Origin of the sequence: Parageobacillus thermantarcticus (assembly GCF_900111865.1) — a bacterium.
In the GTDB taxonomy this organism is placed as follows: Bacteria; Bacillota; Bacilli; order Bacillales; family Anoxybacillaceae; genus Parageobacillus; species Parageobacillus thermantarcticus.
In genome coordinates this window covers 44,969-59,032 of sequence record NZ_FOJS01000006.1, presented here as the reverse complement: position 1 = coordinate 59,032, position 14,064 = coordinate 44,969, and the positions used below count along the sequence as shown (strand labels likewise).

14 protein-coding genes are annotated in these 14,064 nt (G+C 44.2%); 12 read left to right on the top strand and 2 right to left on the bottom strand.

All coding sequences use genetic code 11. The features are described from left to right. Positions 1 to 129 precede the first annotated feature (129 nt). From BM278_RS05565 to BM278_RS05545, 5 genes are all read left to right on the top strand, one after another. Entirely contained in the window at positions 130 to 1,008 is an 879-nt protein-coding gene (locus BM278_RS05565) for a cation diffusion facilitator family transporter (protein WP_090948387.1), read from the top strand. 92 nt (positions 1,009 to 1,100) lie between these two features. Further along, positions 1,101 to 2,045: a magnesium transporter CorA family protein gene (locus BM278_RS05560; protein ID WP_090948386.1), complete on the top strand. Its 945-nt coding sequence runs from the start codon at positions 1,101 to 1,103 to the stop codon at positions 2,043 to 2,045. A 156-nt stretch (positions 2,046 to 2,201) separates the two neighbouring features. Continuing rightward, positions 2,202 to 3,107 carry an EamA family transporter RarD gene (gene rarD / locus BM278_RS05555; RefSeq protein ID WP_208601755.1) on the top strand — a complete coding sequence of 302 codons (906 nt, stop codon included), beginning with the start codon at positions 2,202 to 2,204 and terminating at the stop codon, positions 3,105 to 3,107. Between the two features lie 206 nt (positions 3,108 to 3,313). After that, positions 3,314 to 3,415, top strand: a complete 102-nt coding sequence (locus BM278_RS05550; protein WP_090948384.1) for a YjcZ family sporulation protein — start codon at positions 3,314 to 3,316, stop codon at positions 3,413 to 3,415. A gap of 36 nt (positions 3,416 to 3,451) precedes the next feature. Further along, positions 3,452 to 3,604, top strand: a complete 153-nt coding sequence (locus BM278_RS05545) for a YjcZ family sporulation protein (protein ID WP_090948383.1) — start codon at positions 3,452 to 3,454, stop codon at positions 3,602 to 3,604. Positions 3,605 to 3,988: 384 nt separating this feature from the next. On the opposite strand, the gene BM278_RS05540 is transcribed toward BM278_RS05545, so the two are convergent. After that, positions 3,989 to 5,347: an MATE family efflux transporter gene (locus BM278_RS05540; RefSeq protein WP_090948382.1), complete on the bottom strand. Its 1,359-nt coding sequence runs from the start codon at positions 5,345 to 5,347 to the stop codon at positions 3,989 to 3,991. Positions 5,348 to 5,969: 622 nt separating this feature from the next. Here BM278_RS05540 and ilvA point away from each other — a divergent pair. Next, the gene (gene ilvA, locus BM278_RS05535; protein ID WP_090948381.1) at positions 5,970 to 7,178 is read left to right on the top strand and encodes a threonine ammonia-lyase; all 1,209 of its coding nucleotides are present in this window, start codon (positions 5,970 to 5,972) and stop codon (positions 7,176 to 7,178) included. 116 nt (positions 7,179 to 7,294) lie between these two features. Here the strand turns inward: ilvA and BM278_RS05530 are convergent, their stop codons facing one another. Further along, on the bottom strand, positions 7,295 to 7,552 hold the full coding sequence (locus BM278_RS05530) for a DNA alkylation repair protein (protein ID WP_090948380.1): 258 nt from the start codon (positions 7,550 to 7,552) through the stop codon (positions 7,295 to 7,297). Between the two features lie 320 nt (positions 7,553 to 7,872). Between BM278_RS05530 and BM278_RS05525 the strand changes: the two genes are divergently transcribed. The 6 genes from BM278_RS05525 (at position 7,873) to BM278_RS05500 (ending at position 14,063) form a co-directional block, all read left to right on the top strand. Continuing rightward, positions 7,873 to 8,517 (top strand): TetR/AcrR family transcriptional regulator, encoded by a 645-nt coding sequence (locus BM278_RS05525; protein WP_090948379.1) that lies wholly within the window; start codon positions 7,873 to 7,875, stop codon positions 8,515 to 8,517. A 132-nt stretch (positions 8,518 to 8,649) separates the two neighbouring features. Then, a complete protein-coding gene (locus tag BM278_RS05520) occupies positions 8,650 to 9,792 on the top strand; it encodes an acyl-CoA dehydrogenase (protein ID WP_090948378.1) in 1,143 nt (380 codons plus the stop codon). A 58-nt stretch (positions 9,793 to 9,850) separates the two neighbouring features. Then, entirely contained in the window at positions 9,851 to 11,485 is a 1,635-nt protein-coding gene (locus BM278_RS05515; protein ID WP_090948377.1) for an AMP-binding protein, read from the top strand. A 78-nt stretch (positions 11,486 to 11,563) separates the two neighbouring features. Further along, positions 11,564 to 12,916, top strand: coding sequence for an acetyl-CoA carboxylase biotin carboxylase subunit (gene accC / locus BM278_RS05510; protein ID WP_090948429.1), 1,353 nt, complete (start codon positions 11,564 to 11,566; stop codon positions 12,914 to 12,916). 20 nt (positions 12,917 to 12,936) lie between these two features. Continuing rightward, positions 12,937 to 13,149, top strand: coding sequence for an acetyl-CoA carboxylase biotin carboxyl carrier protein subunit (locus BM278_RS05505; RefSeq protein ID WP_090948376.1), 213 nt, complete (start codon positions 12,937 to 12,939; stop codon positions 13,147 to 13,149). A gap of 14 nt (positions 13,150 to 13,163) precedes the next feature. After that, the gene (locus BM278_RS05500) at positions 13,164 to 14,063 is read left to right on the top strand and encodes a hydroxymethylglutaryl-CoA lyase (RefSeq protein ID WP_090948375.1); all 900 of its coding nucleotides are present in this window, start codon (positions 13,164 to 13,166) and stop codon (positions 14,061 to 14,063) included. Position 14,064: the final 1 nt, after the last annotated feature.

Below are 14,064 nucleotides of genomic sequence, written 5' to 3'. Positions count from 1 at the left end.
CCAAAAAAGTTACCTTAATAGGAAAAAATTTGCCCGATTCTATACTCCTTCCAAAAGCCAATTTTGTTGCTATAGACTCACACGTTTTTGTATTGGTACACTTATAAATGCAGAAAGGACAATGCTAGGTTGGTGAAGTATGTGGAAAAGAAATGGAAAGCAGAATTAGGGGCTTGGGTCAGTATCGCAAGCTACATCGCATTAGCGATAAGCAAGCTGACCGTCGGCTCCATTGCCCATTCTGACGGCGTCAAAGCGGACGGATGGAATAATTTCAGCGATATTATTGCTTCTGTTGCAATTCTAATCGGAATTAAAATTGCGAAAAAACCGCGCGACCATAATCATCCGTATGGTCATTCGCGGGCGGAAAATATTTCGTCGTTAGTTGCGGCGTTCATGATGATGTCGATCGGCATCGATGTGATCATTGAAGGAATTTCTTCCGTTTTTCATCCCGAAAACGAAAGCGCTCCTGAACCGCTTGCCGCGTTTGTCGCTATCGCATCCGCTCTTGCCATGTTAGCCGTATATTCTTTTAATAAGCGGTTAGCGAAGCGGACGAATAGCCAAGCGCTTGCCGCAGCCGCAAAAGACCATTTGTCCGATGCCCTTGTCAGCATCGGGACGGTCGTCGGGATTGCTGGAGCGCAAGTGCATCTATTGTGGCTTGATCCGCTTGTCGCTGTGCTGATTGGTGGAATGATTTGTAAAACCGCTTGGGGAGTATTTATGGAAACGACCCATGCGTTAACCGATGGGTTTGACGAACGTGTATTGACGACATACAAACACGAAATCGCCACTGTTGATGGAGTAAAAAACGTTGCCGATATCAAAGCAAGAATGTTAGGAAATTATGTCGTCCTTGACGTGACGATACACGTCGATCCGCATTTAACGGTTGTCAAAAGCCACGAAATTGCCGATGAAGTGGAACGCCTAATGAAAAAGCATCATAATATTGAAGCGACGCACGTTCATATTGAGCCGGAAAAAATTCCTTAATCGCTTTCCAAAAGCGGTTAAGGTTTTTTTGCGAGAAAAACGCCAACACTATATATGGTGATGAAATAACTGCGTAAGAAAGGAAATGTGTGATGCGATATGATGACGTGATTGCTAACATCGATAACGATTATGCACCGGCTGGAAAAGACGCGTGTTGGCTGCATTTTACGAAAGCTTCCAAAACAGACTTGGAGCGGCTATTGCGGACCATTTCCGTTCATCCGTTAGCAAAGCAGCGGTTGTTATACGGAACGGACATACCAATGGTCGATGAGTATGAACGATGTTTATTTATTTCGCTTTTTATCGTTCGCCCTCAGCTGCAGATAACGAAAATACGAATGATCGCTACAGAGCAGTATATGATTAGCTATGCAGAAGAAAATGACCCATTGATTGAACAAGTAAAAGAAAAATTGGTTCATCATCGCGAACATGCGTCACATCCTGGATACGTGTTGTATTATTTTTTAGATGTATCGGCGCTTCGTTTTTTACAAGTGATCGATGATATTGCCGACCGCATTCAATCGTTGGAAAAACAAGTGTTTAAAACGCCGTTTGCCAATGAAATTGGCCGCAACATTTATCGCTGGAAAATTCAGATTCATGAGCTTCGGCAGATTGCGGAAGCACAAGAGGAAATGATGAAAATGCTTCAGCATACAAAATTTCCTCACATTCATGCGGAGACAAATCCTTATATGCAAGATATCGTTGGCCGTTTTTCCCGCATTACCGCTGCGTTGGACACGTTTAAAGAAACGTTGTCTGGCATTTTTGATTTGCAGCTGTCATTAAAATCCGATCACATGAATGTCATCATGAAAACATTGACATTAGTGAGCGTGATTTTTATGCCGATGACGTTTATCGCCGGCGTATATGGCATGAATTTTGAAGCAATGCCAGAGCTAAAATGGAAATATGGTTATGTTTATGCCCTTTTGTTAATGACCACAATCGGTATTTCCGTTGCGCTATATTTTAAGAAAAAAGGTTGGTGGGGAGAAACGGATACAAAGGAAAAATGATGTCGTGAAAAAACGTTTCGCCATCGCATTTTGCCTCTAGCGGGCGTTTTTCTTGGAAAAAAACAGAAAAATGATTATAATGGTTCAGTAAAACAAAAGTAATCAAGTATAAAAGGGGATAGAGAAGTGAATCGCATAAGTGAAGAGAAAATCGGAATGTTGTACACGGCATTTTCTTATTTGCTGTGGGGGATTTTACCGCTTTATTGGAAGATGCTAGAATCGCGACCTGCCATGGAAATTTTAGCCCATCGGATCATATGGTCGTTTTTCTTTATGGTCGCGCTGCTTGTTGTAACAAGGCAGATCACATCGTGGCGAAAACTCGTATCGATGATGATCAAGCAGCCAAAGTTGGCATGGGGAATAAGCGCAGCGGCGGTTTTAATCAGCGCGAACTGGTTTATATACATATGGGCGGTCAACCACGGCCATGTCGTCGAAACGAGCTTAGGTTATTATATTAATCCGCTAGTGAGCGTCGTATTAGGAATGGTCGTATTAAAGGAACGTCTCAATGTATGGCAATGGATTTCCTTTCTTCTCGCTACTATCGGAGTTTGCATGATGGCATTCCAATATGGCGCATTTCCGTGGATTGCGCTATCGCTTGCCTTTTCCTTCGGTGTTTACGGGCTAGTGAAAAAACTGGCAAGCGTTGATTCCGCGATCGGCTTGACGTTGGAGACAATGGTTGTCACACCGATTTCTTTCATCTATTTGTTTGTTTTATATCACCAACATGCTTCGCTTTTATCGACGATCACCGTTTGGCAGGCGTTATTATTGATCGGCGCTGGTCCGGCAACTGCCGTTCCACTCTTATATTTCGCAAAAGGAGCGAAGCGGATTTCGCTTACGATGCTCGGATTTCTCCAATATATCGCCCCGACGTTGACATTATTATTTGGAATATTTTTGTTTCACGAAGCGTTTACGAAAGCGCACGTATACGCGTTTAGCTGCATTTGGGCGGCGCTTGTCATTTTTTCTTTTTCCAAAACAAAATGGATGCAAGGGTGGCACGATAAAATCGTTAAACGAAATTCATTTGGAATGTAGAAAACGGATCGAAACATCGGTCCGTTTTTCTTTTATATCGAGCGCGGCGATGAACTAATAAATTAGTCATGGTTGGTTCGCCAACCACTTTTTGTCGAAGCGGGCAAGGTCGAAACAATCCGCTGAACACCCATTTTTATGAAAATATCTAACCATTTGTAACCGAAATGAATAGTCTACTAGTACAAAAATGAAGGAGGTGCTCAATGGTGGGTGCAGCTTACGGCGGTGGATTTGCGCTAATCGTCGTTTTGTTCATTTTGTTGATTATTGTTGGATGCGCATGTATTGGTGGTTGGGGGTACTAATCGCCTAATTAATTAATGTAAGGAGGTGAGCATACAATGCCATATGGCTACTATGGCTGGGGCGGCGGCTACGGTTGGGGTGGATACGGTTATGGCTACGGCTGGGGTGGCCACGGTTATGGCCGTAGTTTTGTGCTTATCGTCGTCTTGTTCATCTTGCTCATTATTGTCGGGGCAACATGGTGCTAACGGTCCAATAATCGGGAAGAAGCTAATCAGTCGCTTCTTCCTCATTTTTTCGTTTTGAGAAAAGGTTTTTCCGCATTGCCAACATCGTTAATGATTTAGCTTTCGAGCATTGTCCAGCCGCGATGATGGAAGTATTTTAGCGAAAAGATGAAAATAGAGAGTTTGAAAATTGTAATTTGCGCACTAATCTCAATTAATTTTATCCGCTTTCTCAAGATTGTATACAAAATTTGGAAAACGCGAACTAGAAAAAGAGAAAATCGTATATTAAACGAAAAAGAGGCTTTAGACAGCCTCTTTTTTCGTATAAATGAATCCTCGTTCGTTTCCGCATTCGTCTTTCGCTATGCCATGGAAGGCAAACGGCAAAGAGTGCCGTCTTTTTCATTGGGAAGAAACTTGCCGGTAGCGGCGCTGGATATAAAGAAGGCGGAAAAAGAGGAATATTGCTCCAGAAGCTAATCCTGCAATCAGTCCGATCCAATATCCAAACGCCCCGAAAGAAGTGAGATTGGCAAGCATATAGCCGAATGGAAGACCGATGCACCAATACGAAGCGAAAGCGGCCCAAAATGTAGCATTGACATCTTTATATCCTCTAAGCGCTCCTTGAATCGGGGCTGCTACGGCGTCGGAAAACTGAAAGAAAATCGCATATAGCAAAAATTGCGTCGTCAACGATAATACATCTTGTTCGTCCGTATAAATTTTGGCAATATCCCCGCGGAAAAAATAAAGCAAAAGCGAAGTAACAATCGCTATCGACACCGCCATTCCAATGCCGATAAAGCTGTATTGTTTCGCGTCTTTGTAACGATTCGCCCCAACTTCGAAACCAACGGCGATCGTCAATGCCATCGAGATGCTCAATGGGATCATGTAAAGAAACGAAGCGAAATTCATCGCGCTTTGATGGGCGGCGATCGTCGTCGTATGAAACTCGCTCATTAACAATGTGACGGCGGCGAAAATGCTCGTTTCAAAAAAAACGGCAAAACCGATCGGCAGCCCGATTTTTAATAGTTCTTTCCATGCGGCGAAAGAAAGACGGTAAAAACGTTGAAATAGGTTGAAGCGCGCAAACCGCCGGAAGCGGACGACGATGATGATTGCGATAAAACAGGAATACCAATATGTGATTGCCGTTGCATAGCCAGTCCCGACGCCGCCGAGTTTCGGAAAGCCCCATTTCCCATAAATGAGCAAGTAGTTAAACAAAATGTTAATAGGAAGCGCTGTTAATGTAATCAACATCGTGATTTTCGTCTGCCCAAGCGCATCAATAAAACAGCGCAGTACGTAATAAAGAAACAACGGAATCATGCCGAATGAAAGGGCAATTAAATAGTCATGGGCGATGCGCTGCACTTTTGCTTCTAAATTCATATGATTTAAAATCGGATTTAAGGCAGCGGCGCCGCTAGCGATGATGACTAGGGCGATGACAATCGCTAAATATATCGCTTGGATGACCGCATGGGAAATTTGCTCGTATCGTTTTGCGCCAAGGTGTTGCGCGACAATCGGTGTGAGAGCGAGCAAAATGCCGCTCGTTCCTGTAAAAATGGGAACCCACAAGTTCGAGCCAATGGCGACTCCGGCTAAATCGCTCGAACTGGCGTGCCCTGACATCGTGACATCGGCAAAGTTCATTGCGTATTGGCCGACTTGAGTAATAAATACAGGCAGAAAAATATGGAGCAACTGAATGATTTTTTCTCTTCGCGTCATCGTTTCTTTCATTAAGACCGCCTCTTTTCAAAAAAATTGCGCCAATAATATAGATTACGAAAAAAATCAGAAAGAAACAATCATTTTATTTTGCTATATTTAATCAAACATTGTGCTAAATACAAAATCAAAAATAATCGCAATAAATAAAAGACATGATGGCTGCCTACTTTTTTTACAGTTTTTTACTTATGGAACAAACAGAAATATTTCGCAAATCGAAATAGATAAAATCTCTATGGCAAAGCGAGAAAATGAAACTATTTTTTTGTATTTATTGAACTATGTTCTAAATAATCAATAAAAATAATCACAAGAAAAAACTCAAATAGAGGATCAAGTCCTGATTATTGTGTAAATTTTCATTTCTTGGTTCAGCAAATTGACGTTTTGGAGAAATCAAACTGTTTTTTGCCGTTTCTTTTTACACAAAATTTTGGACTTAATCCAAATAGAGTCGGTATATTCGGCTTATTTGCATTATATTAAGCTTTTTAGGGTTTCCTTTTGTACGTGGCGCATTTATTAGAAAATGAAAAACGTTATATCCGGATATAATTTGTAGACAAAATATTATTTATGTATAATGATCAATATCGGCTTTTAAATGAACGATAGTTAGGTGATGAAAACGATGTTAACATTGAATGATGTTTTAGAAGCAAAGGAAAAAATGAAAGAGGTTGTTCATGAAACTCCGCTTGAGCATTCCCAAACGTTCACGAATCTTTCCGGAAATGAAGTATACATGAAGCTAGAAAATTTACAAAAGACAGGATCGTTTAAAGTGCGCGGATCGTTCAATAAAATTATGTCATTGAGCGAAGCGGAACGAAAGCGCGGAGTCATTGCTGCTTCGGCTGGAAACCATGCTCAAGGGGTAGCCTATTCGAGCAGCATGATCGGCATTCCATGCACGATCGTCATGCCGAAAGGAGCGCCGTTAAGCAAGGTTGAAGCGACAAAAGGATACGGAGCGGAAGTGATTTTGCACGGCGATGTGTTTGACGAGTCGCTTGAGTACGCGTTCGAATTGCAGCGGCAGCGCGGCATGACGTTTGTCCATCCGTTTGATGATTTGGCGGTTATGGCAGGACAAGGGACGATTGGCTTAGAAATTATCGAGCAGCTTCCGGATGTCGATGTGGTGCTATGTCCGATTGGGGGCGGCGGATTGCTTGCCGGATTGGCGTTTACATTAAAGCAGTTAAAGCCGTCGATTGAAGTATATGGCGTCGAATCGTCTGCTTGTCCCGGAATGACGGCAGCGCTTCGCCATAAAAAGCCGGTAACGATTGCTTCTTCCGAGACGATTGCTGATGGCATTGCAGTGAAGAAGCCGGGAAATATTACGTACGAATATATTGAAAAATATGTCGATGGTGTCGTTTGCGTCGAAGAAGCGGAAATTTCCCGAACGATGCTGTATTTATTGGAACGTAACAAGCTGCTGGTCGAAGGCTCTGCGGCATGTCCATTGGCGGCGTTATTGTATCAAAAATTGCCGTTTACCAGAAAAAAAGTCGTTGCCATTTTAAGCGGGGGCAATGTCGATGTCACTCTGATTTCGCGAATCATTGAACGCGGGCTCGTCGAATCCGGGCGGTTTGTTACGTTTACGACCGTCATTTCCGATAAACCCGGCCAGCTCAATAAGCTGTTGCGCATTATTGCTGAACTGGAAGCAAACGTCATGTCGATCCATCATCAGCGCATTGGTGCAAAAGTATTGCCGGGTCAGGCAGAAATTCACTTCTCGCTCGAAACAAAAAATCGAGAACATATTCATCAAATACATCAAGTCTTGTTGAAGAAAGGATATGACGTCGAATTTTTCCAGTAACATATATGAGGGATGGCGTAACCGCGTCATCCCATTTGTTTTGCAATAAACGTTTGCCTATCGCGAAGTTTTGTTTGCCTGATTTCATCATGCTCCAATTGTTTGCTTTTTGTTTGTCATGTTTCCCTCCCCATTTGTGCCAATTTCGCGCGTTGAATAAACATCTCGGCATCCTCTATTAATCCGCATACGCCGCATTGCACGCGATAGCTCGGGCCGCGATACGGAAGATGGAACGGTTCTAATGACTCGTTCGCATATTCTTGTTCAATTTCGCCTGTTTGTGGATTAAGCTTTACTGCTTTTGGATGTTGCTCGATGAAATGGAAACGGGTTCGATTTGTTTTACAGTTTGGGCATAACATCGGTTTCAAAAGAAACCACCTCCATTTTTATAATTTGGAAAAACGGTCATGATTATGTATAAAATTTGTAAGAAATTTACCTGTATGCCATAGAGGAATCGCATCCAAAGGTGGAGAACATCGTAATGTAGTTAGAGAAAATTAGAAAGGAGAGGAGCAGGATGCAAAATGCGATTACATTGACTCATCGCGGCATGACGTTGCGCGGGATGGAGCATATCCCGGAAAAAGCGGATAGTTGACAATTCCGTAATGATTCCGTATTTTATAAATAGAAATATTTTATTTTTCAGAAAATAACAGTAACATAGAGGTAAAGGAGATTTTTCATGGCAGAAAAAACGTTAAAGGACCGAATTATTGACACAGCACTTCGTTTATTTGAAAAATACGGCTATCATGGTGTGACAGTCGACCGGATTGTGACGGAAAGCAACACATCGAAAGGCGGATTTTATCATAACTTCAAATCAAAAGATGAACTTCTTTATCGCATTCATGACGTATTTATTACGTATGTGTTGAATAAAGCGCAAGAAGCGTATGAAAATTACACAACTCCAACAGAACGGTTATATGCCATCATTCAGTCGTTTGTCAAAGTGTTTCACTTATATAAACCGCATATTGCTGTTTTCTACCAAGAAAGCGCGTATTTAAAACCGGAGTATTCCGAAAAAATTAACCAAAAACGGGATGAATTTAAGCAAATCATCTTCCGCGTTATCCGCGAAGGAATCGAGGCGGGTGAATTTCGGCCTGAATTATCTGTTGAAATTGCCGGAATGTCGATCATCGGCATGGTGAATTGGACATACAAATGGTATAATCCAGAAGGTCCGATGACGATTGAACAAATTGCAAACTATTTCGCTGATTTTATTTTGCATTCCATTTTGACGGAAGAAGCAAAGCAGCGGCCGCAAATATCCAACTTTTTCATTAAACCGTTTTCTTGTTCACTTCAACAGTAATATTAAAAAATTTAAAGAAGCACCAATCATTGTTTTGCATATAAAACAAACCAACTAGTCGGTCTCAATAGTTGTATACTTATTAAACCGACTAGTCGGTTTAAAAATGATAAATTGAATGGGGGAGAGAGAATGAATTTCGCATTAACAAAAGAGCAGCAGATGATTAAAGAGATGGTCCGTGACTTTGCTGAGAAGGAAATCGCGCCATATGCGGCGAAATGGGATGAAGAAGCGCATTTCCCTGTTGAAGTTTTTAAAAAAATGGGAGAGTTGGGGCTTTTAGGCATTCCGTTTCCGGAAAAATACGGTGGCGCTGGCGGAGATACAATTTCATATGCGATCGCCGTGGAAGAAATCGGCCGCGCATGCGGAGGAACTGGATTAAGTTATGCCGCTGCCGTTTCCCTAGGAGCAAGCCCGATTTATTACTTCGGCACGGAAGAACAAAAGCAAAAATGGCTTGTGCCGATGGCAAAAGGAGAAACGTTGGGAGCGTTTGGCTTGACCGAACCAAACGCCGGGTCCGATGCAGGCGGAACGCAGACGACAGCGGTATTAGACGGCGATGAGTATGTCATTAACGGTGAGAAGTGCTGGATTACTAACGCTCAATATTCGAGACAAGTGATTGTCACGGCGGTAACAGGAAAAGACGAACGAGGCAAAAACATCATTTCCGCGATCATCGTTCCAACCGATACTCCGGGATTTACAATCCGCTCGAACTACGACAAAATGGGCGTCCGCGCCTCGAACACGTGCGAATTAATATTTGAAAACGTCCGCGTGCCAAAAGAAAACGTGCTTGGCGATGCGAAAAAAGGGTTTCAACAATTTTTGTACACGCTTGATGGCGGCCGCATCTCCATTGCCGCATTGGCGGTTGGCATTGCGCAAGCCGCGTTTGAGAAAGCGCTTCAATACGCGAAAGAGCGTGTCCAATTCGGTCAGACTATTTCGAAATTTCAAGCGATACAGTTTAAGCTTGCCGACATGGCGATGGAAATTGAGCTTGCTCGCAATATGGTGTATAAGGCAGCATGGTTAAAAGATCAAGGAAAATCGTTTACAAAAGAAGCATCGTTCGCGAAACTGTTTGCTTCGGAAATGGGCTTCCGCGTTTGCAATCAGGCGATTCAAATTCACGGCGGCTATGGGTATATGAAAGAGTATGGAGTCGAGCGCCATTTACGCGACATCAAACTGATGGAAATCGGGGAAGGCACGTCGGAAATTCAACGTCTCGTGATTGCCCGTCAACTTGGATGCTAAATTCTGGGGAACGCGCATATAGTTAGAAAGGAATTTGGACAAAGGGGAGGAGACGTTTATGTTGACGGTCACGGTGGGGAAGCTGCTGGAAGAAAAAGCAAAGCTGCATCCAGATCATGAAGCGGTCGTGTATGCAGACCGCGGCTTAAGAATGACGTACAAACAATTTGACGATTATTGCCGTCTTGTTGCCCGTGGATTTATGGGACTAGGAATCGAAAAAGGAGAACATGTGGCGATTTGGGCGACGAATGTGCCGGAATGGCTTGCGTGCCAGTTTGCTACTGGAAAAATGGGTGCGGTGCTTGTCACGGTAAATACGAATTACCGTGCGGCAGAACTGGAATATTTATTAAAACAATCTGATTCGACCACCCTTCTATTAATAGAACGGTATCGCGATTCCTCCTATATCGACATCCTTTACGAAATTGCTCCGGAGTTGCGCGAATGCAAGCCTGGGCAATTGCAGGCAAAACGGCTTCCAAAATTAAAAAACGTCATCGTGATCGGTGATAAGCGCTATCCAGGTGCGTATACGTGGAACGATATTCTTGCACTGGCACAAGACGTAACGGAAGAGCAGCTAGACGAACAGATGAACTCGCTTGACCCTCATGATGTCATCAACATGCAGTACACCTCAGGTACAACAGGATTCCCAAAAGGAGTCATGCTCACCCATAATAACATTGTCAACAACGCTTACAACATCGCGCAATGTATGAAGCTGACGAAAGAAGACCGGCTTTGCATTCCTGTGCCATTTTTCCATTGTTTCGGATGTGTGCTCGGTACGCTGGCATGCGTCTCAGTCGGCGCGACGATGGTGCCGATTCAAGAATTCCATCCAAAGCAAGTGCTGCAAACGGTTCAAGATGAGAAATGCACTGCGCTGCATGGAGTGCCGACGATGTTTATCGCCGAATTAAACGACCCCGATTTTGAAAAATACGATTTGTCATCACTTCGCACCGGAATTATGGCTGGTTCCCCTTGCCCGATTGAAGTGATGAAAGCGGTTATTGAGAAAATGGGGGCGAGGGAAATTACGATCGCGTATGGGCAGACGGAATCATCACCGGTGATTACGCAAACGAGAACGGACGATCCGATTCACCTTCGCGTCGAAACAGTCGGACGCGCGCTTCCAAACGTGGAAGTAAAAATTGTTGATCCAAGCACGAATGAAGAAGTGCCGCCAGGCGTGCAAGGAGAATTATGCACGCGTGGCTACCATGTGATGAAAGGCTATTACAACAATCCGGAAGCGACGAAAGAAGTCATTGATGAAGACGGATGGCTGCATACTGGCGATTTAGCAGTGATGGATGAAAACGGATATTGCCGGATTACGGGACGACTAAAAGACATGATTATTCGCGGTGGGGAAAATATTTATCCGCGCGAAATTGAAGAGTTTTTATACAAACATCCAAAAATTTTGGATGTTCAAGTCGTCGGCGTGCCGGATGAAAAATACGGCGAGGAAGTCATGGCGTGGATTATTTTGAAAGACGGGGAAACAGCGACGGCGGATGAAATTCGCGAGTTTTGCCGCGGAAAAATTTCGCGTCATAAAATTCCGCGCTATATCGAATTTACCAATTCATTCCCAATGACAGCATCTGGAAAAATCCAAAAATTCAAATTGCGAGAAATGGCGAAACAACGCCTTGGATTAACGAATTAATATGGTTGCTGTCAGGCGCGCTTCTTCCTCGAAGCCGCGCTTGGCCATCAAACAATGACGCAAAGGGTGAATATTATGATGTTTTCAAAAATATTAGTCGCCAATCGCGGGGAAATTGCTGCACGTGTCATTCGCACATGCAAAAAACTAGGAATTCAAACGGTCGTCGTTTATTCGGAAGCGGATGCCGATTCGCTTCATGTGCAATTAGCGGACGAAGCACATCTTATAGGCAAGCCGCGGGTTAGCGAAAGTTATTTGAATATCGAGAAAATAATCGAAGTCGCGAAAATGACGAAGGCGGAAGCCATTCATCCGGGCTATGGATTGCTATCGGAAAACCCAGAATTTGCCCGCCGCTGCGAAGAAGAGAATATCGTCTTTATCGGGCCGAAAGCGAATGTGATCGCAAAAATGGGAAGCAAAATTGAAGCGAGAAAAACGATGGCAGAAGCTGGAGTGCCGATCGTACCAGGCATCTCTTTTCCGCTTCAAGATGTAGAGGAAGCGATAAAAACTGCTGAAGCGATCGGGTATCCGATTATGTTAAAAGCTTCGGCGGGAGGCGGCGGCATCGGCATGCAAATCGCCCGCGATGAAGACGAGTTGCGCAAAGCGTTTGCAAGCAACCAAAAGCGTGCTGCATCGTTCTTTGGCGACGGGTCGATGTATTTGGAAAAGTATATCGCCAATCCGCGCCATATTGAGATTCAGCTTCTCGCTGATCAATATGGAAGCTGCATTTATTTGTGGGAACGCGAATGTTCGATTCAGCGCCGCCACCAAAAAGTCATCGAAGAGGCGCCATCGCCGTTTTTAGACGAAAAAACGCGGCGGAAAATGGGGGAAGCTGCTGTCAAGGCTGCCAAACATATCGGCTATACGAACGCCGGAACGATGGAATTTTTAGTCGATGAACAAAAAAACTTTTACTTTCTCGAAATGAATACGAGATTGCAAGTCGAACATCCGGTAACGGAAGAAATCACCGGTATCGATTTAGTCGAGGAACAATTGCGCATCGCCGCGGGGGAACCGCTTCGCTATAAACAGGAAGACATTCGCCGCGACGGCCATGCGATGGAAGTGCGCATCTATGCGGAAGACCCAAAAACGTTTTTACCGTCGCCAGGGAAAATCACGAGCTTCGGACTGCCGCAAGGAGAAGGCGTGCGCAATGAAACGGCAGTGCAAAGCGGCATGATGGTCACGCCGTTTTACGATCCAATGATTGCCAAACTCATTACGAAAGGAAACAACCGTCAGGAAGCGATCCAACGCATGCTTATGGCGCTAGAAAACTATCAAATTGAAGGAATTAAAACAAACATTTCAATGCTAAAAGAGGTGCTTTCCCACCCTGCGTTCCAAATGGGAGACACAACCACCAATTTCATCGAAAAACATTTGCAAACCGCATCGACAAAATAGAAGAAATGGAGGTAGAAGCGATGAGTCAAGTAGTCGCGTCAATGGCAGGAAGTGTATGGAAAATTGTCGTATCGGTAGGCGACGAAGTGGGTGAAGGGCAAGATGTCATCATTTTAGAATCGATGAAAATGGAAATTCCGATCGTTGCTGAATCTTCCGGAGTCGTGAAACAGATTCATGTGCAAGAAGGGGACTTCGTCAATGAGGGAGATGTGCTTCTCGAACTAGAGTAAGAGGTGGGATGGAAATGAACAAATGGCCAAAGCAAGTTACGATTAAGGAAGTCGGTCCGCGCGACGGGCTGCAAAATGAAAAAACACAGATCGCGACTGAAGATAAAATCGCCTGGATTAACCAATTGTCCAAAACCGGGCTCACTTATATCGAAATTACTTCATTCGTCCATCCAAAGTGGATTCCGCAGCTTGCCGATGCGTTGGAAGTGGCGATGAGAATTGAACGGGCGCCCGGCGTGACGTACGCCGCGCTCGTTCCAAATCAAAAAGGATTGGAAAAAGCGTTGGCCGCAGAAGTGGATGAGGTGGCGGTTTTTATGTCGGCGAGCGAAACACATAACCGAAAAAATATTAATAAGTCGATTGAAGAAACGTTTCCGGTATTGGAAGAAGTAGTGAAAACAGCAAAACGAGCAGGAAAAACGGTCCGCGGCTACGTATCGACCGCCTTTGGCTGCCCATATGAAGGAAACGTTTCGATCGAGCAAGTCATCCGCGTTTCCGAGCGGTTGTTTGCCATGGGAATTGACGAGCTTTCATTAGGCGACACGATCGGTGTTGCCACGCCAAAGCAAGTGCTGGAGTTGCTTGAAGCCGTTTTGCAGCGCTTTCCAAAAGAAAAGCTGGCGATGCATTTTCATGATACAAGGGGGACGGCTTTGGCCAATATTCTCGTTTCGTTGGAAATGGGAATCACAACATTTGACAGTTCGCTTGGCGGGTTAGGAGGTTGTCCATATGCGCCGGGCGCGTCGGGGAATGTGGCGACAGATGATTTAGTCTATATGCTTCACGGCATGGGCATTGCCACCGGCATCGATGTCGAACGATTAACGGCTACGGCTTTGTTCATTCAGGATAAAATCGGCCGTCCGCTTTCTAGCCGGTATTTACAAACGATTGCGCGGTAAT